Origin of the sequence: Dactylosporangium siamense, from assembly GCF_016862795.1 — a bacterium.
Classification (GTDB): Bacteria; Actinomycetota; Actinomycetes; order Mycobacteriales; family Micromonosporaceae; genus Dactylosporangium; species Dactylosporangium siamense.
In genome coordinates this window covers 16,753-37,109 of record NZ_BONQ01000002.1, presented here as the reverse complement: position 1 = coordinate 37,109, position 20,357 = coordinate 16,753, and the positions used below count along the sequence as shown (strand labels likewise).

Here is a 20,357-nt window from a genome sequence, read left to right as displayed (position 1 = left end):
GGTCGTGATCGAAGTCGTTGGGCGGTCGTGGGCGTGGCCCCTGCGCTCCTTGGATCACCGGGGCCGGTGGCGGGTGGCGTGGACGGGAAGGGGCGCCGGCGGCGGGTGGCGTGGCTGGTGTTGCGGACCTGCGCGCTGCTCGGCCTGCCGGAGCTGCTGGCCAGCCTGTGCCTTGCCGTGTGCTACCTGGTGCTCGGCATCGCCGGGCACGGTGGGGAGAGCGGGCCGTTCTACGTGGCGGTGACGCTGTCCGGGTTCTGCGGCGCGGCGCTGATCTACCTGTTCCGGCTGCGCCAGCCGGCCACGTCGCTGCGGCTGCGGGGGACGGCCGGGCGGGCGGGGCGGGCGAAGGCGCGGCGGATCCTGCGGTTCGCGGCGCTGCTCTGCCTGCCGGGGCTGCCGCTCATGCTGGTCCTGCCCCCTGGGACGCTGCTGCTCGCCCTGCTGACCTGCCTGGAGACGCCGCTGTTCGCGCTGGTCGCCTACGCCACCTATCTGGTGGAGAACACCGATGGACGCTCGCCCAGGCTCACGGCCGCCGCGGCCGGCGCAGGGCTGGTCGTCGCCGCGGCCACCGCGGCGGTCCTGGTGCCGGCCGCGGCATCCAGTGGCGCGATGGCGGCGCTGCTGCTGTCGGCGGGAGCGAGCGCGATCAGTCTCGATGTCGGCCTCGGCGGGCGATGGCGGGCACGGACGCACGGGGGACCATGATGGTGGAGATCGCTGTGACGACGGCTGGGCTGACGGTCCGGCTGCTCGACCCGGGCGCCGACCCGGAGCCGGCCGGCTGGGACGCCGTGCGGTGCGCGGCCGGGCTGCGGGCCAACTGGGCGTGGCCGGTGATGCGGGCCGGGGTGCGCTCCGGCGCCGACCCGCTGCTGCTCGCCGTGCTGTCCGATGCGGACCGGCCGCTCGGCGTGTACGCCGCCTCGGTGGTCCCGCTCCACCACCGGGCGGGACGGACGGGGTGGCCGCGGATCGGATACCTGCACGTCCAGGCCCCGCAGAGCAGCGCGCTGCCCGGCTGGTGGGTCGCACCGTCCACAGTACGGGAGCGGGCCGACCTCGTGCGGGCGTTCCGGCGGGCGGCCCGGCGGGCCCTCGGCCCCGGCGTGGGCGGCGTGCTGTGGCGCCAGCTGGGCGAGGGCGACGCCGCCTGGCTGCCGCGCCCGAGGTACGCCAGAAGCACCGAACCCCTCGCCGTCCTCGACGCTCCGGAGTCCCTGGACGCGTGGTTCGCCGGCCTCAGCAAGAAACGCAGGGGAAACGAGCGGCGCACCCAGCGATTGGTGGCCCAAGACCCCGACCTGTGCGTGCGCGGCGGCGCGATCGGCGACGTGGTCAGCCCGGCCGAGCTGGCGCACCTGGCCCGACTCAACTTCACCAAGCACTCCGCCGGCGGCTTCACCAAGCACTCCGCCGGCGGCTTCACCAAGCACTCCGCTGGCGGCTTCACCAAGCACTCCACCGGCGGCGTCGAGCCGCACAGCGGCCCCCGCTCGCAGCTGTGGCAGGAAGCGGTCGCCGGTCGTGCGGACGTGCACGCGGTGGCGTACCGCGACAACGCCGGACGGCTGCTCGGCGCCGCGACGATCCTGGAGCACCCGACCTGGCCCCTGTGGCTGTCCTGGGGCGCGCTGCCGGTCGACGAGGGCGGCCGCCGGCACCTCTACTTCGACCTGTTCCGCCGGCTCGTGGAGCGGGTCGTGGACCGCGGCGCGACCGGCATGATCCTCGGCAAGGGCATGGCGGAGCTGAAGCAGGGCCTCGGCGCCCGCCTGGTCCCGCAACAGGCCGCCATGACCCTGTAGTCAGCCCCGGAACTCCGACACGACGAACCGGCCCTTGCCGCCCGACGTCAGCTCCAGGGCGGAGGCCCGGCGCACGTCGAGGTCGAACGGGCGGCCGGCGCTGCCGTGCAGCCAGGCGCGCGCCTCGCGGGCCAGGTCGTCGAAACCGCGGCCGGCGGCGGTGTCGACGTCCGGCACGAGCCACACGGTGATGTTGCCGGCCGGGTCCTGGCGGACCATGCACTCCGCGACGCCGGGGGTGCTGATCGCCATGCCGATGAAGGTGCCGGCGTAGATGCGCTCGCCGTCGGGGAGGACCACGTAGTCGTCGGCGCGGCCCTTGGTCAGCTCCAGACGGGCGAACGTCCGCCCGCACCCGCAGCGCCCGGTCAGGCGGGTCGCGCGGTCGCCGAGCCAGTACCGCAGCAGCGGCATCGCCCGCTCCCGCCAGCCGGTGACCACGACGTGGCCCTCGGTGCCGTCGGGCACGGGACGGCCGTCGGCGTCGACGATCTCCACGTGGACACGGTCCTCGGCGACGTGCAGCTGGCCCTCGGCGCAGTCGTACGCGATGTGCATGAGCTCGTAGGCGGAGTACTCGTTGAACACCGGCACACCGAAGCCCGACGTGAGCTGCGCGCGGACCTCCGGGGTCAGCAGCTCGGACTCGGTGAAGACCGCCCGCAGCGTGCGCCGCAACGTCGCCAGCTCGTCCGGGCGCAGGCCGCGCAGCAGGTCGCGGAGCATTACCGGGTAGCCGATCATCGCGTGCGGCCGGATGCGCAGCAGCTGCTCGATCCTGGTGCGCACCGGCAGCGCGCTGAACACCACCGACCGGCGGAAGATGCCGAGGCGCTGATACCAGGCGGTGTCGAGGGGGAACGGCTTGAAGTGCACGAGTCGCGACCACGGCCGGTACCGCCCACCGGCGGCGGCGAAGCGGCGGATGTTGCACGCCCGGTCGTGGGCGTAGTTGCCCGGATCGTGCCACGCCTCGAGGATCTGGCCGCTGGTGCCGCTGGTGGTGTAGACGGTGACCCGGTCGCGGGTGAACGCCGGGTCGCGGAACCGGTCCTCGCCGGCCGCGAGCACGTCGGCCTTGCGCAGCATCGGCAGCCGGGCGAAATCCGAAATGTCCCAGGTTCGGCCGATGTCGTAGCGGTCGTCGTCACGGTACGCCGACACCCGCGTGCGGGCCTGCGACAGGGCGCCCCGGAGCCCGGCCAGGGTCGCCCGGCCGAGCGTGTCCCGGTCAAGATATTGCGCCCGCAGCACGGCGCGCACGGAAAGAAGGCCACCGATGGTCGACATGGCCGCAAGTCTTCCAGACGGTGGTCGTTGTCGATGTCAGATTGCGGCAGTGGCGAGGCGGTCGGTGCGCCGGGTGGCCCCGGTGGCCCGGAAGAGATCCCGCAGCAGCCCGATCTCCCCGCCGTGGTGCATCACCTCGCGGTTGAGGTGCGCGATCAGTGCCGCCATCGGTTCCGCTGAGAAATAGGCGCCCTTCGGTCCCAAAGGGAGGCTCAGTCCGGCGTCACCGAGGCCGGAAACATGCCCGTGCCACGCTCGGTAACTGTCGTCCAGGAACGTGACGGCGTCCGCCGCCGTGTGCGGTAGATCCGCCGGCTCGTGCCGCGGGTCGAACATGTCCGCGTCCGCGTCGACAGTTCCGTCGCCGAAGAACGTGCTGCTCCGGGTCACGAAACAACCGACCGCGATGTGCATCATGCGCCATGCGACCGTCGTCACCGGTGCGGGGTCGCCGTCCTGGCCGAGATCGAGGCGGTAATTCCCGGCGGCGTCCGGCCGGACCGACCAACACCCGGCGACCGGTTCCCAGAAGTATTCCTCGTCGGTGAGCCCGTCCAGCCGGGGCCGCAGGTGAGTGTCCCAGTAGAACGCCAACTGGCCGATCAGCAGGTCGCTCCAAACCGGTGTGGAAGTGTTCGTCATGGGTAGAGTCTCGCCGATGCTCGGATCATGCGCGCCCCGCCGGGCCGTGGTAATTGAACCAACACGATCGGTGATGGTGTCTATTTGAAACAGAGTGCACTTCAAATCCGCAGAATGGGCGATACTATTTCTCCGACGGGGGGCCGTTCGGTCGTCACCGTCACCCGCACCGTTGCCGAGGAGGCGCCGTCATGGCCAAGCGCGTCATTCAAGAACTGATCGACGACTTGGACGGCAAGCCGGCCGACGAGAGCGTGCAGTTCGGTCTCGACGGCGTGCAGTATGCGATCGACCTGTCGAAGAAGAACGCCGAGAAACTGCGCGCCGCGTTGAAGCCCTACGTTTCCGCCGGCACCAAGGTCGGGCGCGGCGCGGTTGCCGCGGCGGCCCGTTCCAGCTCCCGGGGGCGGGGTGCGGCACGTGGTGACCGCGACCAGAACCGGGCCATCCGTGAATGGGCGCAGGGCGCCGGCTACCAGGTCTCCGACCGGGGCCGGATCAAGCAGGAGATCGTCGACCAGTACCACAACAGCCACTGACCTGATCGGGGATCGAGCGGCGGATCCGGCCGCGATGTCCGGATCCGCCGGCCCGGCGGGCTCAGGCCGCCGCGGGAGTGGGGTCCAGGGTGACTCCGGACGCCTCGTCCTCCGGGGTGACCAGGGCACCCGGCCGCACGACGACCAGCAGGGTCGCGGTCGCGGTGAGCATGCCGCCGGCGATGACGACCGCCATCGCGGTCGCGCCCGTGCCCAGGACGCCGACCAGCGGGGCCGCGACCGCACCGACGCCGAACTGGACCGCGCCGAGCAGCGCCGCCGCCGTGCCCGCCGCCTCGCCGTGGCGGGACATGGCCAGGGCCGGGGCGTTGGGCAGGGCCAGGCCGGCCGCGGTCAGCACCGCCCACAGCGCGGCGAGCAGGGCGGGCAGGCCGCCGAGGCCGGTGGCGGCGAGCGCGACCAGGAGCCCACCCGCCACGGTGCCGGCGGCCAGGGCCGAGGTGAGGATGCGCTGCGGGGTGAAGCGGCGCAGCAGCCGCACGTTGTACTGCGTGCCGCCGATCAGCCCGACCGCTCCGGCGCCGAAGGCCAGACCGAACTGGGCCTCGCTCAGGCCGTACACCTCCTGCAGGACGAACGACGAGCCGCCGACGTAGGCGAAGAGCGCCGCCATCGCGAACCCCGCGACCAGGACCAGCCCGACGAACACGCGGTCCCGCAGCAGCGAGCCGTAGACGCGCAGCGTCCCGCCGACACCGCCGGAGCGGCGGCGGGCCGGTGGCAGCGTCTCGCGCAGGGCGAGCGCGGCGAGCGTGGTGAGCAGGACGCCGAACACGGCGAGGACGACGAAGACGCCGCGCCACTCGGTCCAGCGCAGCACGGCGCTGCCGAGGGTGGGCGCGAGGATCGGGGCGGCGCCCATGACCAGCATCAGCCGGGAGAACAGGCGGGCGAACGCGGCGCCGCTGAACAGGTCCCGCACGACTGCCATCGCGACGACCGAGGACGCGGCGACGCCGAGGCCCTGCAGGACGCGCAGCGCGCCGAGGACGGTCACGTCGGGGGCGAACACGCAGGCGACGGACGCCAGGACGTGCAGGACCAGCCCGGCGAGCAGCGGCACCCGCCGGCCGACCGCGTCGGACCAGGGCCCGATCGCCAGCTGACCCAGCGCGAGACCCGCCAGTGTGCCGGTGAGGGTGAGCTGCACCGCCGTCGACGTGGTGTGCAGGTCGTCGGTGATGCTCGGCAGGGCCGGCAGGTACATGTCAATGGTCAGCGGGCCGATCGCGATGAGCGAACCGAGCACCAATATGAGTCGGACGGGATTTGCGGTCACAATCCATGGTCAAGCGGTTGATCAGCCGGAACATTCCCGTCCTGATACGCGGTCGCCTGCAATGCGTACAACTGGGCGTAAAGCCCGCCGGCCGCGAACAGCTCGTCGTGGGTGCCCTCCTCGACGAGCACGCCGTGGTCCAGGACGTAGATCCGGTCGACCTCGCGCACGCTGGCCATGCGGTGGGTGATGAGCACCACGGTGCGGCCGGCGGCGAGCTCCCGCAGCCGGCCGTAGACGGCGTGTTCGGCGCGGGCGTCGAGGTTGGCCGTCGGTTCGTCGCAGATGAGCAGCGGCGCGTCGCGGAAGAACGCGCGGGCGATCGCGAGCCGCTGCCACTGGCCGCCGGACAGTTCCGCGCCGTCGTTGAAGTGCCGGGAGAGCAGCGTCTGGTACTGGCGGGGCAGCTCGACGATGAACCCGTGGGCGTCGCCGCGGTCGGCCGCCGCCTCGATCTCGGCCTGGGTGGTGACCCGGTCGTGCCGGCCCGTCGTGATGTTCTCCGCGGCGGACAGCGGCCAGTTCGTCGGGTCCTGCATGACGACGGCGACCTGGTCGCGGACGCTGTCGGGGTCACGCCCGGCGAGGTCGACGCCGTCCCAGGCGATCACCCCGCGGTCGGGGCGGTACAGCGCGGCGAGGAGCTTGGCGAGGGTCGACTTGCCGGAGCCGTTCTCGCCGACGAGCGCGATCGTCTGCCCTCGGCGGATGCTCAGGCTCACCCCGGCGACGGCGGGCCGCTGCGCGCCGGGGTAGGTGAAGGTGACGTCCTCCAGGCTCAACAGCGAGAAGCCGGCCGGGGCCGGGGGCTGGTCCAGGGGCTCGGAGCGGGCGGTGGCGAGCGCGCAGAAGGACTCGTAGTCGCCGAAGTAGAGGCCCTGTTCGTACAGGTGGTTCACGGAGAACGCGACCTGGGTGAGCGCGTTGATGCCGGTGCTGATCGCGTACGCCGCGGCGCCGCCGACCGCGATGTCCATCCGGCCGGACAGCAACAGCCCGAGGAGGGCGGCGTACGCGGCGCCGGTGGCCAGGGAGCCGAGCGCGTGGCCGACGAGGTTCGTGCGCACCTGCGCGGCGGACACCTTGACCTGCTCGCGGGTCGCGGCGTCGAGCAGCCGCCGGACCTCCGCCAGCAGGTACCGCTGCAGCGTGAACGCCCGCAGCTCGCCGGCCTGGTCCCGCTCGGCGAGCAGGTCCGACAGCATCCACTTGCGCCGCAGCACCGCGATGATGCGCAGCTGCTGGCGGTACCCGAGCCGGGCGGAGCGCACCGAGGCCCAGAAGTTCGGCACGACCGCCAGCACCAGCAGCGGCAGCAGCAGCGGGTGGAGCACGGCGAGGACCCCGGCGGCCGCGGCCAGGGACACCACGTTGGTGCCCAGCTCGATGGCGTGGTCGACGACCCGCTGGGCGGCGTCGATGCCCCGGTCGCGGGCCCGCTGCATCCGGTCCCGCCAGTCGGCGTCGTCGAACGTGGCCAGGTCGACCCGGGTGGTCAGCGCCAGCAGGCGCAGCTCCGCGGCCTGGCTCACCTGCGGTGACAGCCGGCCCTGCGCGGCGGTCGCGGCGGAGGACAGCAGGGTGCGGGCCGCACCGGCGGCGATCATGATCAGCAGCGACGGCACGGCGGCCCGGATCCGCTCCGGGGTCGGTCCGGCCCGCAGCAGCCCGTCCAGGACGCCGACGACGTTGACCAGGCCGACGCCGGAGGCGACCCCGGCGGCCAGGTTGAACCCGGCGACGGCCAGGGTGCTGCGCCGGTCGGTCCGCCACGCGAGGCGCCACGCCTGCAGCAGCAGCCCCGGCAGCCGGCGCACCATCCGGCCGAACGACGCGGAGGCGGCCTCGGCGGTGGCGGTGAGCCAGTAGGGCACCGCGAGCTCGTCGCCGGGATCGACGAGCTCGCCGGGGGAGTCGACGCTTTCGATCGCCATGTGTCTATGGTGCCGCGCGTGTCCATCGTGCCGCGCGGGTCTGTGGTGACGCGACCGGACAAACGCTCAGGTCGGCCGGACGGCCGCCGATCGGGCGGAGGTGAACCTTGCCGCGGTGCTGATCGTGCGTGACTCGGCCACCATGCTGTCCCGGTGCCTGACGTCGCTGAGCGGGGTCGTCGACACGATCCACGTCCACGACACCGGCTCCAAGGACGACACCCCGGCCCTGGCCGCCGACCTCGGCGCCACCGTCAGCCACGGCACCTGGACCGGTGACTTCGCCGCCGCCCGCAACGCCGCGCTCGCCGAGGCGGCCACGACGCGGGGGAGGCCGTGGGCGGCCGCGGACTGGGTGCTCAGCATCGACGCCGACGACCGGGCCGTCGCCGCGCCCGGCAAGCTGCGGGAGGTCCTCGCCGCCACGACCACCGACGCGCTGCTGGTCGACATCGACAACGCGCACGACGAGCTGCCGTACACGTTCCGCACCGCCCGGTTGTTCCGCCCGACGCAGTTGCGGTGGCAGGGCCGGGTGCACGAGCACCTGGTGCACATCACCGGCCGCGGCAGCGCACCCGACGTCTTCGTCGACCGGGGCCACGGCACGAGCGTCGGTCCGGGCAACGGGACCGGGACGGTGCAGGGGATCGGGATCGCGGAGTGGCCGGCGGCGCCGCGCGACGCGATCCGCCTGGAGCACCAGGGATACGCCGATCCCGACGAGCGCCGCAGCAAGGCCGAGCGCAACGTCGAGCTGGCCCAGTCGATCCTCGACGGCATCGCCGACGGGTCCGCGCCCGCCGGTCAGGTCGCGGACACCCTGCTGGACCTCGGTCGCAGCCTCGTCGGGGCGGGCCGGACCCAGGACGCCGTCGACGCGTTCGAGACGCTGCGCGAGCTGGCACCCGGGACCCGGCAGTGGATCCTCGGCACCGACGCCCTGGCCCGGCTGCTGCTCGGCGCCGGCATGGACGAGGCGGTGCTGGTGCTGACCGCGCAGCTGCGCGGCGCCGGCGTGGCCCGGGACTACTGCGACTGGCTGGACGCCCAGGCCCTGGCGCAGCTGGGCGAGGTGGCGGAGGCCTGGCGCCTGCTCCAACCGGTGCAGCGGGTCGTGGATCCGGCGGGTCGGGTGTACCCCTCCGAACACCTGGCCGAACTCAAGCGCCTCCTCGACCGCCTCCACGCGGTTTCCTAGGACCGCCCTACAGCCAGCCGTTGCGGCGCAGGGCCCGGTGCAGCAGCAGCCCGCTGCCGAGCATCAGGGCGAGCGCGTAGAAGTAGCCGTAGCGCCAGTGCAGTTCCGGCATGAACACGAAGTTCATGCCGTAGACGCCCGCGATGGCGGTCTGCAACGCGGCCAGCGCCGCCCACGACGCGATCTTGCGCATGTCGTTGTTCTGGTCGATCGTGACCTGCGCCAGCCGGGCCTGCAGGATCGAGTTGAGGATGTCGTCGTGGTTGGCGACCTGCTCCACGACCCTGGTCTGGTGGTCGTTGACGTCCCGGAAGTAGCGCCGGATCTCCTTCGACAGCACGAACGACTGCTTGTCCAGCAACGTCAGCAGCGGCCGCTGCAACGGCACCGCCGCGGTGCGGAACTCCATCAGCTCCCGCTTCAGCTGGTAGACGTGTTCGATGCTGGTGCCGCTGTCCCGGCGGAACACGGCCTTCTCCAGGGCCTGCACGTCGGTGTCGATGGCCGTGACGATGGCGAGGTACGCGTCGACGATCCGGTCCAGGATCGCGTGCAGCACCGCCCACGGGCCGGCCGCCAGCTGCGCTGGGTTGGCCTCCAGGTCCAGCCGCGCGGACCGCAGCTCACTGGCCTCGCCGTGACGGACCGTCACGACGAAGTGCTGGCCGAAGAACATCCGGACCGACCCGGTGTCGATGACCTCGCTCGATTCGGTGAGTTCGCCGTGCGGCAGGTACCGGGCGGTCCGCACGACGAAGAACGTCACGTCCTCGTACCGCTCGACCTTCGGCCGCTGCGGCGCCGGCTTCAGCGCGTCCTCCACCGCCAGGGGGTGCAGCCCGAACACCTTCTCGATGTCGGCGAACTGCTCCGGTTCCGGCTCGTGCAACCCGATCCAGACGAACGCGTCCGGTTGTTCGCGGGCCCGCTCGTACAGCTCGGCGAGGGGCAGGTCGTCCGCCTGGCGGACCCCACCGACGTACAACGCACAGTCGACGACCGCCGGCCGAGAGTCCAGTTGCACCGGAAACGCACCTTTCGTCGGGGCGTGACGTCTTGCGGGGGCTCCTGGTTGCGTACCCACCCGGGTTCCTCCATGAACACCCGGCCGACCAGTGTCACGCCCGCTTGTCGGATCACCCGGAGCGACGACCGGCTGCCCGGCCACCGGCCGGTCGGATGGTCCCTCCACCTGGACAGGGGTTCACGGACCGTCACGGCTGACCGTATCGTCGCAGCATGGCAGCTCTCACGTTCGCGGTGGACCGACTCGCTGCCGCGACGGTGCTGACCTGCCACGGCGCGCTGGTCGCGGCCAGTGCGATGCAGCTGGAGACCGCGCTCTCCCAGCTGCTGCTCCGCACCGAGCCCAGGATCATCATTGACCTGGCCAAGGTCACCGCCATCGACTGCACCGGCGTCATGATGCTGCGCGTCACTGCAGGTATCGCCCTTGAGCAGGGCGGATCGCTCGTCCTGGCCCAGCCGACCCCGCCGGTCGTCCACACGCTGCGTGAAGGCGGCACCCTCTCCACGATCCAGACCTACCGGACCCTGGAAAGCGCTCTCGCCGCCGACCCGCAGGCCCTGGTCACCGACGCGGAGGCGGCGGCCCAGTCCACGACCACCCCGTGGCCGATGAACGCCGACCGCCGCCGCTCCGCCTGAAGATCCGGTAGCGCCCCCGTGGCACCCCGGTGACCGTCTCAGACGGGTTCGCCGCGGTAGGTGCCGAAGGACCACAGATTGCCCTCGGGATCGCGAAAGGCACAGTCGCGGGAGCCGTAGTCGGTGTCCGTGAGCTCCATGTGCACGGTCGCGCCGGCGGCGACCGCGCGGGCGTACAGGGCGTCGGGGTCGTCGGTCACCACGTAAGCGCCGAAGGTGCCGGGGCGCAGCGGCCAGCCCGGGCCGTCCTCGTCACGGGTGCTGCCGAGCATGATGCCGCCGCCGAGCGGCCAGGAGAGCTGGGCGTGGTCGACCCGGTCGCCGTCGCCGTGCACGACGGTCTCCCGGAAGCCGAACGCGTCGACCAGGAACCGGATCAGGGCGCGGGCGTCGGTGGCGCGGAGGGTCGGCCAGACCTGCGGTGGAGGTGTCATGCCGCCCAGTCTTCCGGCACCGGCGCGCCGGGGTCTTGGATGTTTCGGAACGGCGGCAGGTCCTTCTCGGCGGGGTCTTGGACGTTTCGAAACGGCGGCAGGTCCTTCTCGGCGGGGTCTTGGATGTCTCGGAACGGCGGTAGGTCCTCCTCGGCCAGCCACCGCGCCGGCGGGCAGCCCGCGAGGGCGCCGAACTCGCGGGTCAGGTGCGCCTGGTCGTAGTAGCCGCAGCCGGCGGCGACGGCGGCGAGGGACGCGGCGCCGCGCTGGATGACGTGCCGGGCGCGGTCGAAGCGGGCGACCCGGGCCGCCGCCTTCGGGGACAGGCCGATCTCGACGTTGAACTGGCGGCTCAGGTACCGGCCGCTCCACCCGACCTCCCGGGCGAGCGCAACCGTGGAAACGGTGCCGCCGGACGCCTGGAGCAGCTGCCACGCGTGCACGACCTCGGGCGGCGGAAGGACCGGCGACGCGCACCGGGCGGCGAGCATCGCATCGACGATCCGGAAGCGCTCGGGCCAGGCCGGTGCCGCGCGGACCCGGTCGCGCAGCTCGTCGATGAACGGGCCCAGCACGTCGGAGGCGGTCACGTCGAGGTTGGCGAGCTCACCGGCGGGCAGGCCGAGCAGGGACCGGGCGCCCAGCGGCGACAGCGCGACCTGGATCCCGGACTGCCGCCCCTGGTGCACGATCGTCGCCGGCGTGGTGTGCAGGCCGCCGAGCAGGGTGTCGTACCGCCCGGGCGGGGTCCGGGGATCGGGGTGCGCCGCGACCTGCAACGGGTCGTCGAGGGTGACGATGAGCGTCAGGAACGGTGACGGAAGCCCGCGGTGCACGGCGGGCGCGACGTCTTCGTCGCGGTAGCCGGTGTACCGGCTCGCGAACGATCGCACCCGCACCCCGGCGGGCCGGCCCACGTAGTCCGACAGCACTCCCTCACGGTAGCGGCCGGGCGGTGTGTTCGAGCACCGCGGCGGTGAACAGCGGCCACAGCGCGCGGGGCAGTTCGTGTCCGGCCTCGGGCAGGACCAGCAGCGACGCGCCGGGGATCGCGTCGCGCAGGGCGGTGCCGTGTTCGAGCGGGAAGACGGGGTCGTGCTCGCCGTGGACGACCAGGGTCGGCGCCCGCAGGCCGGCGAGCAGGTGCGGGCCGGCGGCGCCGGTGTCGATGACGAAGTGGTTCACCAGGCAGGAGGCGATGTCGGCGGTGCGGGCGACGTCCCGCTCGGCGAGCCGGCGCACCGCGGGCTCGTCGAAGTACGGGGAGCCGCCGCCGTACACCCGCATGAGCCCGACGATGAACTCGACGACGGCGGCCGGATCCGCGGGGTCGGGGCCGCTGCTGGTGAAGTCGAGGAACGCGGGCGACATCGGCGGCAGCCCCGGCAGGCCCGGGGTGGTGGTGACGAGGGTCAGCGTGGCGACCCGCGCCGGGTGCTCCGCGGCGGCGACGGTGACGATCCCACCGGCCATCGACCGCCCGACGAGGTGCGCGGCGCCGACGCCGAGCCCGTCGAGGATCCCGATGGCGTCGAGCGCCATGTCCCGCATCGTGTAGCCGGGCCGCCCCGGCGGATACGCGGTGGAGCGTCCGGTGTCACGGTTGTCGTAGCGCACCACGTGCCGGCCGCCCGCCGTGAGCAGCTCACACAGCTCCTCGTCCCACCAGAGCATCGACGCGGACGCGCCGTGGACGAGCAGGATCGTGGGATCGGCGGGGTCGCCGAACGTCTCGACGCACAGCCTTGCGCCGCCGGTGTCAACACATCGCATACCTGCGATGGTTACAGGAATTCGCGCCGGTACAGGTCGATCAGGTCGGCGTAGTGGGGGCCGATGTTCGCCACGTACACCTCGTCGAAGCCGGCGTCCTCGTACTTCTTGAGCTGCGCCGCCTGCTTGGCCGGGTCGGGACCGCAGGCGATCGCCTCGCGGGTCATGTCCGGGGTGACGAGCTGCGACGCCTGCTCGAAGTGCTTCGGCGACGGCAGCACCTGGGACAGTTCGCCGGGGACGCCGGCGTTGGCCCACAGTCTGTGCGCCACCTGTACCGCGGCATCCTCGGAACTCGCGTAGCAGGCCTTGAAGCCGCCCTGCGCGGGCTTGTCGCCGCCGCCGCCCTTGCGGAACGCCTCGACGTGCTCGGCGACGGGCGCCACGGACATGAACCCGTCCGCGATCCGCCCGGCCAGCTCGAGGGCCTTCGGCCCGAACGCCGACATGTAGACCTTCGGCGGGGTCTCGGGCCGGGTGTACACCTGGGCCTGCTCGACGGTGTAGTGCGTGCCCCGGTGGCTGACGAACCCGCCGTCCCACAGCTCCCGCATCACGTGGACGGCCTCCTCGAGCATCTCGAGCCGCTCGGCTGCGCCCGGCCAGGCATCGCCGTGGATGTGCTCGTTGAGCGCCTCGCCGGTGCCGACGCCGAGCACGAACCGGCCGTCGTGCAGGACCGCGCTTGTCGCCGCCGCCTGCGCCACGATCGTCGGGTGGATCCGCATGATCGGGCAGGTCACGGCCGTCGTCACGGGGATCGTCACGACCTGGCTCAGCGCCCCGATCAGCGACCACACGTGCGGGCTCTGGCCCTGGGCGTCGTTCCACGGATGGTAGTGGTCCGAGATCCACAGCCCGCTGAACCCGGCGTCCTGGGCGAGCTTGGCCTGCTCGATCAGCTGCGCGGGGGTGTACTCCTCGCTGGACAGGAAGTAACCGATTCGCATGCCGCCCTGTTACCCACCCGCAAGCGATCGACCCACGGTTCCCACGAACTCGAGGACGATCCGGGTCCACTCGCGCGACCGGCGCAGCATCGCGTGACCCTCCCCAGCGACCAGGATGAACGACGCGTCGGTGCTCGCGGCGTACCGCGCCGACATCGCCGGGTCGGTGATCCGGTCCTGATCCCCGTGCGCCAGGACGACCGTGCCGGCCGTCTGTTCCGAAAAGGGCTCGTTGGGTTCGATCCAGGGCGCGAGGGCGCACACGCCGGCCACCCGGGAGGAGAGTCGCAGCGCGGTCCGCCCGCCCATCGAGTGCCCGACGAGCAGGACGGGGACGCCGGGCAGGCGCGTGGCGGCCTCCCGGATCGCCCACTCCGCGTCGGCGACCGGGTGCCGGTGCGGTTCGTTCCAGCCGCGGTACCGGTACCGCAGCCGCCACACCGCGATCCCGGGGAACTTCCGGCGCACCGCCCAGCCGAACGGCACCATCCGCAGGTACGCCAGCCCCCGGCGGTAGCTGACGAAGCTGTCGGCCTTGCCGCCGGGTAGGAGCACGACGACGGCCGCCGCCCCCGACGAGGGCCCCGTGGTGACAACGCTGGGTTCGCTCACCCCGGTCATTCGTTGCCGGACCATCCCCGGATGGGTGACCAATCCGATCCCCGATCGGCGCCGAATGACGGGGCGTGAGAACGGTAGCTGTCATCGGTGCTGGGGTCTCCGGCCTGACCGCCGCGTACGTGCTGCGGCAGGGCTGGGACGTCACGCTGTTCGAGGCCGAGCCGCGGCTCGGCGGCCACGCCCACACCCACGACGTCGACGACGGCGGCCGCACGGTCGCGGTCGACTCCGGGTTCATCGTGCACAACGAGCGGACCTATCCGCATCTGCTGCGGCTCTTCGGCGAGCTGAACGTGCCGACCCAGCCGACCGAGATGAGCATGTCGGTGCGGTGCCTCGGCTGCGGCCTGGAGTACGCCGGAGCGAAGGGCACCCGCGGGCTGTTCGCGCGGCGTCCCACGGCCGCGTTCCTGGCCACGCTCGCCCAGGTCCCCCGGTTCCACCGGCGGGCGCGCCGGCTGCTGGAGGGCAGCGCGGATCCGTCCCTCGGCGAGTTCCTGGCCGCGGGCGGTTACCGCCGGCACTTCGTCGAGCACTTCGTGGTGCCCCTGGTCTCCGCGGTCTGGTCGTGCGGACCCGAACTGGTCGCGGAGTATCCGGCCAGGTACCTGTTCGCGTTCCTCGCCAACCACGGGATGCTGTCGGTGTCCGGTTCACCGACCTGGCGGACGGTCGTCGGCGGCTCCCGCACCTACGTCGACCTGCTGTCGAAGGAGCTGACCGCGGTCCGGCAAGGGGTGCCGGTCCGGTCCGTGACCCGGCACCCAGACGGGGTCACAGCCGGGGTCACCGTCACCGACGGCGCCGGCGGCACGCACGCGTTCGACGCGGTCGTCGTGGCCACCCACGCCGACCAGGCCCTGGCCCTGCTCACCGACCCGACCGCCGCCGAGCGGGCGGTGCTCGGCGCGTTCCGGTACTCGCGCAACGAGACCGTCCTGCACACCGACGCGTCCCGGCTGCCCGTCCGGGAGGCGGCCCGCGCCAGCTGGAACTACCTGATGCCGGACTGTTCACCCGGTGCCGGCCCGACCCGGGTCACGTACGACATGAACCGCCTGCAACGCCTCGACGCGCGCCGGCGGTACCTGGTGACGCTCAACGGCGCCGACGGCCTCGCCGACGACGCGGTGATCGCGCGGATGACCTACGAGCATCCGGTCTACACGCGGGAGTCGGTCGCCGCGCAGGGCCGCGTCGCCGGGCTGCAGGACGGGCGGACCGCGTTCGCGGGGGCGTACCAGGGCTGGGGCTTCCACGAGGACGGCTGCCGCTCCGGGGTGCAGGCCGCACGGTCGTTGGGGGTCACCTGGTGACCGCCGTCTACGACTGCGTGGTCCGGCATCAACGGACGGCGCCGCTGCGGCACGGCTTCGCGTACCGGACCTCGCTGTGGCTGGTCGACCTCGACCACCTGCCGGCCGGGTTCGAGGCCCGGGACCACGCCGGCGACCCGGCGAAGTCGATCCGCGCGAACCTGGAGCGGTTCCTCGACGGGCACGGGATCACGCTCGGCGGCGGCACGGTGCGCATGCTCACCAACCCCCGCACGCTCGGGCACGTGTTCAACCCGCTCACCGTGTACTGGTGCCACGACCCGGGCGGGCGGCTCGCCGCGATCGTGGCCGAGGTGCACAACACGTACGGCGGCCGGCACCGCTACCTGATCGACCCGGCGGAACAGACCGCGGAGAAGGCGTTCTACGTGTCGCCGTTCTTCGCCGTCGACGGCCGGTACCGGATGCGCCTGCCGGAACCGGACCGGAAGCGGCTCGCGCTCAGCATCGTGCTCGAACAGGGCGACGGCCGGCCGTTCGTGGCGACGCTCACCGGACGGGCGCGGACGGCCGGGAGGCGCTCGCCGCTGGCGACCCGGCTCGTCAGCCTCCGCATCCGGATCCAGGGGATCCGGCTGTATCTGCGTGGACTGCCCATCATCCCGAGAAGCCTCCAGGAGGAAGCACCGTGACCTCGACATTGTCGCGCACCGCCGACGCCGACGCGGCGGTCGACCCTGGGCGCTGGCCCGATGTCGCGGCCGTGCCCGCCGCCCGGCTGCGAGGCACGGTGGCGGCCGCGCTGCTGCGGCGGATCGCCGGAAGGGTCGCGATCCGCGTCGTGTTCCCTGGCGGGCGGGTCATCGGCGACACCGGGCCGGTGCTGGTCGTCCGGCGCCCGGAGCGGTTCCTGGCCCGGCTCGGCGCGCACGGTCTGATCGGCTTCGGCGAGGCGTACCAGGCCGGCGACTGGGACACCGAGGACCTCGTCGGGCTGCTCACCGTCCTCGCCGCGGACCTGCCGACCCTGGTGCCGCCGCGGCTGCAGTGGCTGCGCCGCTTCCACGGCGCGCGGGCCCCAGGCGTGGACGAGAACACCCGCGACGGCGCCCGGCGCAACATCGAGCGGCACTACGACCTGTCCAACGACCTGTTCGCGCTGTTCCTCGACCCGTCGATGACCTACTCGGCGGCGCTGTTCGAAACGCCGCCGTCCGGGGCGCCGGACGCGGCCGGCTTCGACGAGCTGGAGGCGGCGCAGCATCGCAAGATCGACCGGCTGCTGGACCGGACCGGGGTCGGTCCCGGCACGCGGCTGCTGGAGATCGGCACCGGCTGGGGCGAGCTCGCGATCCGGGCCGCCCGACGCGGCGCGCACGTCGTCACGGTGACGCTGTCGCGGCAGCAGCGGGCCCTCGCCGTCGAGCGGGCCGCCGCGGCCGGCGTCGGCCCCCGGGTCGACGTGCGGCTGTGCGACTACCGCGAGCTGCGCGGGTCCAGCGAACGCTTCGACGCGATCGTCAGCGTCGAGATGATCGAGGCGATCGGCGCGCAACTGTGGCCGGACTACGTCGCCACCCTCGACGAGCTGCTCGCCCCCGGCGGCCGGGCCGGGCTGCAGACGATCACGATGGCGCACGAGCGGATGCTGGCGACCCGCGACACGTACACATGGATCCAGAAGTACGTCTTCCCCGGCGGCCTGCTGCCGTCGGAGACCGCGCTCGACGAGGCCCTCGCCGGGCACAGCCGGCTGGCGGTGCTGGACCGGTGCTCGTTCGGGCCGCACTACGCGGCGACGCTGCGGCTGTGGCGGGAGCGGTTCACGTCGCACGCGGGGCGCGTCGCCGAGCTCGGGTTCGACGCCACGTTCCAGCGGACCTGGCGGTTGTACCTCGCGTACTGCGAGGCCGGCTTCGCCACCGGATACCTCGACGTCTGCCAGCTGATCCTCGGCCGAACGGAGCGCACCGCATGACCGCGACCATCGCCAGCACCGGCGCCGCCCACCAGCTCGAGGCCCTCGTCGCCGGCGCCACCGGCGGCACCCTGCCGATCCGGTTGCGCGCCTGGGACGGCAGCGAGACCGGTCCCGCCGGCGGGCCCACGCTGGTGATCAGGGACCGGCGGGCGCTGCGGCGGCTGCTGTGGCACCCGGACGAGCTGGGCCTGGCCCAGGCGTACATCGCCGGCGAGATCGACGTCGACGGTGACCTCGCCGAGGGACTGCGGCAGGTGTGGCGGCACGCCCGCGCGCACCGGCTCACCGGCGGCGCGGCGAAGGTGAGCCGGCTGCGGGCGGCCCGCATCGCGCTCGCGCTCGGTGTGCTCGGCCCGCGGCCGAAGGCCCCGGACGCGCAGGCGAAGCTGGCCGGCACCATCCACAGCCGGGCCCGCGACCGGGCCGCGATCAGCTACCACTACGACCTGTCCAACGCGTTCTACCAGCTGCTGCTCGACGAACACATGGCGTATTCGTGCGGGTACTGGACCAGCACCGACATCGGTTACGGGCTCGCCGACGCCCAGCACGACAAGCTGGAGCTGATCTGCCGCAAGCTCGGCCTGCGGCCCGGCATGCGGCTGCTCGACGTCGGCTGCGGCTGGGGTTCGCTGAGCCTGCACGCGGCCCGCCACCACGGCGTCGACGTCGTCGGGGTCACCCTGTCGGAGCAGCAACGCGCGTTCGTGACCAACCGAGCCGCGGAGCGCGGCACGACGGGTGTCGAGATCCGGCTGCAGGACTACCGCGACGTCACCGACGGCCCGTTCGACGCGATCGCCACCGTCGAGATGGGCGAGCACGTCGGCGCCGACCAGTACCCGGTGTTCGCGGCGAAGCTGCACGGCCTGCTCGCCCCGCGCGGCCGGCTCCTGGTCCAGCAGATGTCCCGGCGCGGGCACGCCCCGGGCGGCGGCCCGTTCATCGAGTCCTACGTGGCGCCCGACATGCACATGCGCCCCGTCGGCGAGACCGTCGCGCTGCTGGAGGACGCCGGCCTGGAGGTGCGCGACGTGCACGCGATGCGGGAGCATTACGTGCGCACCGTCGACGCCTGGCTGGACACCCTGGAGCGGCGCTGGGACGACGTCGTGGAGCTCGTCGGCGAACCCGTCGCCAGAGTGTGGCGGCTGTACCTCGTCGGCGGCGCGCTCACGTTCGAGGAGGGCAGGATGGGCGTCGACCAGATCCTCGCGGTGCGCCGCACCCCCGACGGCGACAGCGGCATCGGCATCGGCATCGGCCCGGTTCCGCGGTGAGCACGATGCTGGGCACGCTCGCCGCCGCCTTCGCCGTGGTCCTGGTGGCGTTCGCGATCGGCGCCGCCACCGGCCGGCACCGGGTCGTCGACGTGGCCTGGGGCCTCGGGTTCGCAGCGGTCGCCGTCACCGGTTTCGTGCTCTCCGCCGGGCACGGGGACCCGGCGACCCGCTGGCTGGTCACCGCGCTCACCGTGATCTGGGGCGTGCGGCTCGCCGCGCACATCGGGATCCGCTCGATCGGCGCCCCCGAGGACCCGCGCTACGAGCGGCTGCTGTCGAAGGCGAAGGGCAGCCGCACCGCATACGCCTTCCGCATGATCTACCTGCTGCAGGGTGTCACGCTGTGGTTCGTGTCGCTGCCGGTGCAGGTCGCGCAGCACCACGAGGGGCCACTGTCGTGGTGGGCCGCGATCGGCGTGACGATCTGGCTGGTCGGGTTCACGTTCGAGACCGTCGGCGACGCCCAGCTGGCCCGGTTCCGCGCCGACCCCGCGAACCGCGGCAGGGTGCTGGACAGCGGCCTCTGGCGGTACACCCGCCATCCCAACTATTTCGGGGACGCCTGCGTCTGGTGGGGCCTGTTCGCCCTGGCCTGCCTCCAGTGGCAGGGCTGGCTGACCGTGGCGTCGCCGCTGCTGATGACCTGGTTCCTGACCCGCAAGACGGGCAAGCCACTGCTGGAGGAGCAGCTGCGCCGCACCAAGCCGGGCTACGCCGACTATGTGGAACGGACCAGCGGGTTCTTTCCGCTCCCTAAGCCTCGATCCCCCGATAGGCATTGAGATGTGATGGTGTCGGGGGTATGGCGCAGGATCCTCCCGCGGCGCGGCGTCGCTGACCACCCAGGCGATCCGCACCGCCAGGGCGTGCGGCGCAACCGGACGGGTACTGGTCCGCGCCGACTCCGCGTTCGGGTCCGGCGCCGTGGTGTCGGCCTGCCGCAACGCCGGCGTCAACTACTCGGTGACGCGGCTCTTGTCGCACCGCTTCCCGACGGGCAGGTCGCACCTGCCGTCTACGGTTGAGGGCATGGACGAGGCTGTGTTCGACCGCCTGGTGGTGGCGGGCATCGGCGGGATCTTTGCCGTCCTGTTGGGTGCGCGGCTGCTCGGCGCCGAGTGGGTGGTGCCGCCGGAGGACGGGGTTGGCGGCTTCCCCAGTACGGGCCGGGCGGTGTTGTTCTGGACCGTCGCCGTCGTCGCGCTCGTCGGCATGGCCGCGTGCCTGATGAGGCAGCTCTCGCGTGAGTGGCGGGGCTTCCCGACCATGCTGCTCGGGATACCGCTGCTGTTCGGCAGCGTGCTGGTCCTCGGCGAGCCGATCTACAACTCGCACCAGCTGGACCTGCGGGCCGATGGGTGCACAACGGACCGGTACGAGCTGATGCCGAAGAACAGGGTCCGCCTGTTCAACGTCAGCGATACCACCTACACCGTCTGTCTGGGCAGATCCGGCGAGTGCACCCCGGCGGCGGCCGGGCCGGCGGTGCTGCTGTCGCTCGGCATCACCCTGCCGCCGAACCACCGCCGGGCCGTGACGATGCCGGAGCAGGTCGGTGAGTATCGGCTGACCATCGTCGGTGCGGGTGCGTCGGTCACCCCTCAGGACCTGGTCATCAACATCAGCGACGAGGAGTAAGGGCAACCATTGGCT

Annotated in this window: 21 protein-coding genes; 11 read left to right on the top strand and 10 right to left on the bottom strand. The window is 72.7% G+C overall.

Annotated features, from left to right (window positions below; all coding sequences use genetic code 11):
• The coding region (locus tag Dsi01nite_RS00335) for a hypothetical protein (RefSeq protein WP_203843912.1) at positions 1–711 on the top strand (711 nt) is incomplete at its 5' end.
• A 14-nt stretch (positions 712–725) separates the two neighbouring features.
• Positions 726–1,811 carry a hypothetical protein gene (locus tag Dsi01nite_RS00330; RefSeq protein WP_203843911.1) on the top strand — a complete coding sequence of 362 codons (1,086 nt, stop codon included), beginning with the start codon at positions 726–728 and terminating at the stop codon, positions 1,809–1,811.
• Here Dsi01nite_RS00330 and Dsi01nite_RS00325 read toward each other — a convergent pair whose 3' ends face one another.
• Positions 1,812–3,101, bottom strand: coding sequence for a phenylacetate--CoA ligase family protein (locus Dsi01nite_RS00325; protein WP_203843910.1), 1,290 nt, complete (start codon positions 3,099–3,101; stop codon positions 1,812–1,814).
• A 36-nt stretch (positions 3,102–3,137) separates the two neighbouring features.
• Complete coding sequence (locus tag Dsi01nite_RS00320) at positions 3,138–3,848, bottom strand: DinB family protein (RefSeq protein WP_239135576.1); 711 nt, start codon at positions 3,846–3,848, stop codon at positions 3,138–3,140.
• 86 nt (positions 3,849–3,934) lie between these two features.
• On the opposite strand from Dsi01nite_RS00320, the gene Dsi01nite_RS00315 reads away from it, so the two are divergent.
• Entirely contained in the window at positions 3,935–4,282 is a 348-nt protein-coding gene (locus Dsi01nite_RS00315; RefSeq protein ID WP_203843909.1) for a histone-like nucleoid-structuring protein Lsr2, read from the top strand.
• A gap of 61 nt (positions 4,283–4,343) precedes the next feature.
• Here the strand turns inward: Dsi01nite_RS00315 and Dsi01nite_RS00310 are convergent, their stop codons facing one another.
• Both Dsi01nite_RS00310 and Dsi01nite_RS00305 read right to left on the bottom strand, forming a co-directional pair.
• Entirely contained in the window at positions 4,344–5,585 is a 1,242-nt protein-coding gene (locus tag Dsi01nite_RS00310; protein ID WP_373318703.1) for a multidrug effflux MFS transporter, read from the bottom strand.
• Entirely contained in the window at positions 5,579–7,516 is a 1,938-nt protein-coding gene (locus tag Dsi01nite_RS00305) for an ABC transporter ATP-binding protein (protein WP_203843907.1), read from the bottom strand. The genes Dsi01nite_RS00310 and Dsi01nite_RS00305 overlap by 7 nt, the downstream gene beginning before the upstream one ends.
• 115 nt (positions 7,517–7,631) lie before the next feature.
• Between Dsi01nite_RS00305 and Dsi01nite_RS00300 the strand changes: the two genes are divergently transcribed.
• Entirely contained in the window at positions 7,632–8,717 is a 1,086-nt protein-coding gene (locus Dsi01nite_RS00300; protein ID WP_203843906.1) for a glycosyltransferase, read from the top strand.
• 7 nt (positions 8,718–8,724) lie between these two features.
• On the opposite strand, the gene corA is transcribed toward Dsi01nite_RS00300, so the two are convergent.
• On the bottom strand, positions 8,725–9,741 hold the full coding sequence (gene corA, locus Dsi01nite_RS00295; RefSeq protein WP_239135575.1) for a magnesium/cobalt transporter CorA: 1,017 nt from the start codon (positions 9,739–9,741) through the stop codon (positions 8,725–8,727).
• Positions 9,742–9,956: 215 nt separating this feature from the next.
• Between corA and Dsi01nite_RS00290 the strand changes: the two genes are divergently transcribed.
• Positions 9,957–10,385, top strand: a complete 429-nt coding sequence (locus Dsi01nite_RS00290; RefSeq protein WP_203843904.1) for an STAS domain-containing protein — start codon at positions 9,957–9,959, stop codon at positions 10,383–10,385.
• 38 nt (positions 10,386–10,423) lie between these two features.
• On the opposite strand, the gene Dsi01nite_RS00285 is transcribed toward Dsi01nite_RS00290, so the two are convergent.
• Genes Dsi01nite_RS00285 through Dsi01nite_RS00265 form a run of 5 tightly spaced genes read right to left on the bottom strand, consistent with a single transcriptional unit; the run spans position 10,424 to position 14,154 of the window.
• Positions 10,424–10,819: a VOC family protein gene (locus Dsi01nite_RS00285; protein ID WP_203843903.1), complete on the bottom strand. Its 396-nt coding sequence runs from the start codon at positions 10,817–10,819 to the stop codon at positions 10,424–10,426.
• Complete coding sequence (locus Dsi01nite_RS00280; protein WP_203843902.1) at positions 10,816–11,751, bottom strand: helix-turn-helix domain-containing protein; 936 nt, start codon at positions 11,749–11,751, stop codon at positions 10,816–10,818. The genes Dsi01nite_RS00285 and Dsi01nite_RS00280 overlap by 4 nt, the downstream gene beginning before the upstream one ends.
• 4 nt (positions 11,752–11,755) lie before the next feature.
• Complete coding sequence (locus Dsi01nite_RS00275) at positions 11,756–12,592, bottom strand: alpha/beta fold hydrolase (RefSeq protein ID WP_203843901.1); 837 nt, start codon at positions 12,590–12,592, stop codon at positions 11,756–11,758.
• Positions 12,593–12,603: 11 nt separating this feature from the next.
• Positions 12,604–13,542, bottom strand: coding sequence for a TIGR03557 family F420-dependent LLM class oxidoreductase (locus Dsi01nite_RS00270; RefSeq protein ID WP_203843900.1), 939 nt, complete (start codon positions 13,540–13,542; stop codon positions 12,604–12,606).
• Positions 13,543–13,551: 9 nt separating this feature from the next.
• On the bottom strand, positions 13,552–14,154 hold the full coding sequence (locus Dsi01nite_RS00265) for an alpha/beta hydrolase (RefSeq protein ID WP_203843899.1): 603 nt from the start codon (positions 14,152–14,154) through the stop codon (positions 13,552–13,554).
• Positions 14,155–14,228: 74 nt separating this feature from the next.
• Here Dsi01nite_RS00265 and Dsi01nite_RS00260 point away from each other — a divergent pair, with 74 nt between their 5' ends.
• The 6 genes from Dsi01nite_RS00260 to Dsi01nite_RS00235 all read left to right on the top strand — a co-directional run bounded on the left by Dsi01nite_RS00260 (position 14,229) and on the right by Dsi01nite_RS00235 (position 20,342).
• Positions 14,229–15,479, top strand: coding sequence for an NAD(P)/FAD-dependent oxidoreductase (locus Dsi01nite_RS00260; protein WP_203843898.1), 1,251 nt, complete (start codon positions 14,229–14,231; stop codon positions 15,477–15,479).
• Positions 15,476–16,132: a DUF1365 domain-containing protein gene (locus tag Dsi01nite_RS00255; protein ID WP_203843897.1), complete on the top strand. Its 657-nt coding sequence runs from the start codon at positions 15,476–15,478 to the stop codon at positions 16,130–16,132. The genes Dsi01nite_RS00260 and Dsi01nite_RS00255 overlap by 4 nt, the downstream gene beginning before the upstream one ends.
• Positions 16,129–17,418 (top strand): class I SAM-dependent methyltransferase, encoded by a 1,290-nt coding sequence (locus Dsi01nite_RS00250; protein WP_239135574.1) that lies wholly within the window; start codon positions 16,129–16,131, stop codon positions 17,416–17,418. The genes Dsi01nite_RS00255 and Dsi01nite_RS00250 overlap by 4 nt, the downstream gene beginning before the upstream one ends.
• On the top strand, positions 17,415–18,701 hold the full coding sequence (locus Dsi01nite_RS00245) for a class I SAM-dependent methyltransferase (protein WP_203843896.1): 1,287 nt from the start codon (positions 17,415–17,417) through the stop codon (positions 18,699–18,701). Before Dsi01nite_RS00250 ends, Dsi01nite_RS00245 begins: the two co-directional genes overlap by 4 nt.
• 5 nt (positions 18,702–18,706) lie before the next feature.
• Positions 18,707–19,486 carry a DUF1295 domain-containing protein gene (locus Dsi01nite_RS00240; RefSeq protein WP_203843915.1) on the top strand — a complete coding sequence of 260 codons (780 nt, stop codon included), beginning with the start codon at positions 18,707–18,709 and terminating at the stop codon, positions 19,484–19,486.
• Positions 19,487–19,733: 247 nt separating this feature from the next.
• Positions 19,734–20,342, top strand: a complete 609-nt coding sequence (locus Dsi01nite_RS00235) for a hypothetical protein (RefSeq protein WP_203843895.1) — start codon at positions 19,734–19,736, stop codon at positions 20,340–20,342.
• Positions 20,343–20,357: the final 15 nt, after the last annotated feature.

What these genes read in the sequence shown, in the direction of transcription:
- Dsi01nite_RS00325 (WP_203843910.1), bottom strand. Translation starts at nt 3,101, where the DNA reads ATGTCGACCATCGGTGGCCTTCTTTCCGTGCGCGCCGTGCTGCGGGCG.
- Dsi01nite_RS00315 (WP_203843909.1), top strand. Translation starts at nt 3,935, where the DNA reads ATGGCCAAGCGCGTCATTCAAGAACTGATCGACGACTTGGACGGCAAG.
- Dsi01nite_RS00305 (WP_203843907.1), bottom strand. Translation starts at nt 7,516, where the DNA reads ATGGCGATCGAAAGCGTCGACTCCCCCGGCGAGCTCGTCGATCCCGGC.
- Dsi01nite_RS00290 (WP_203843904.1), top strand. Translation starts at nt 9,957, where the DNA reads ATGGCAGCTCTCACGTTCGCGGTGGACCGACTCGCTGCCGCGACGGTG.
- Dsi01nite_RS00285 (WP_203843903.1), bottom strand. Translation starts at nt 10,819, where the DNA reads ATGACACCTCCACCGCAGGTCTGGCCGACCCTCCGCGCCACCGACGCC.
- Dsi01nite_RS00275 (WP_203843901.1), bottom strand. Translation starts at nt 12,592, where the DNA reads ATGCGATGTGTTGACACCGGCGGCGCAAGGCTGTGCGTCGAGACGTTC.
- Dsi01nite_RS00270 (WP_203843900.1), bottom strand. Translation starts at nt 13,542, where the DNA reads ATGCGAATCGGTTACTTCCTGTCCAGCGAGGAGTACACCCCCGCGCAG.
- Dsi01nite_RS00245 (WP_203843896.1), top strand. Translation starts at nt 17,415, where the DNA reads ATGACCGCGACCATCGCCAGCACCGGCGCCGCCCACCAGCTCGAGGCC.
- Dsi01nite_RS00240 (WP_203843915.1), top strand. Translation starts at nt 18,707, where the DNA reads ATGCTGGGCACGCTCGCCGCCGCCTTCGCCGTGGTCCTGGTGGCGTTC.
- Dsi01nite_RS00235 (WP_203843895.1), top strand. Translation starts at nt 19,734, where the DNA reads ATGGACGAGGCTGTGTTCGACCGCCTGGTGGTGGCGGGCATCGGCGGG.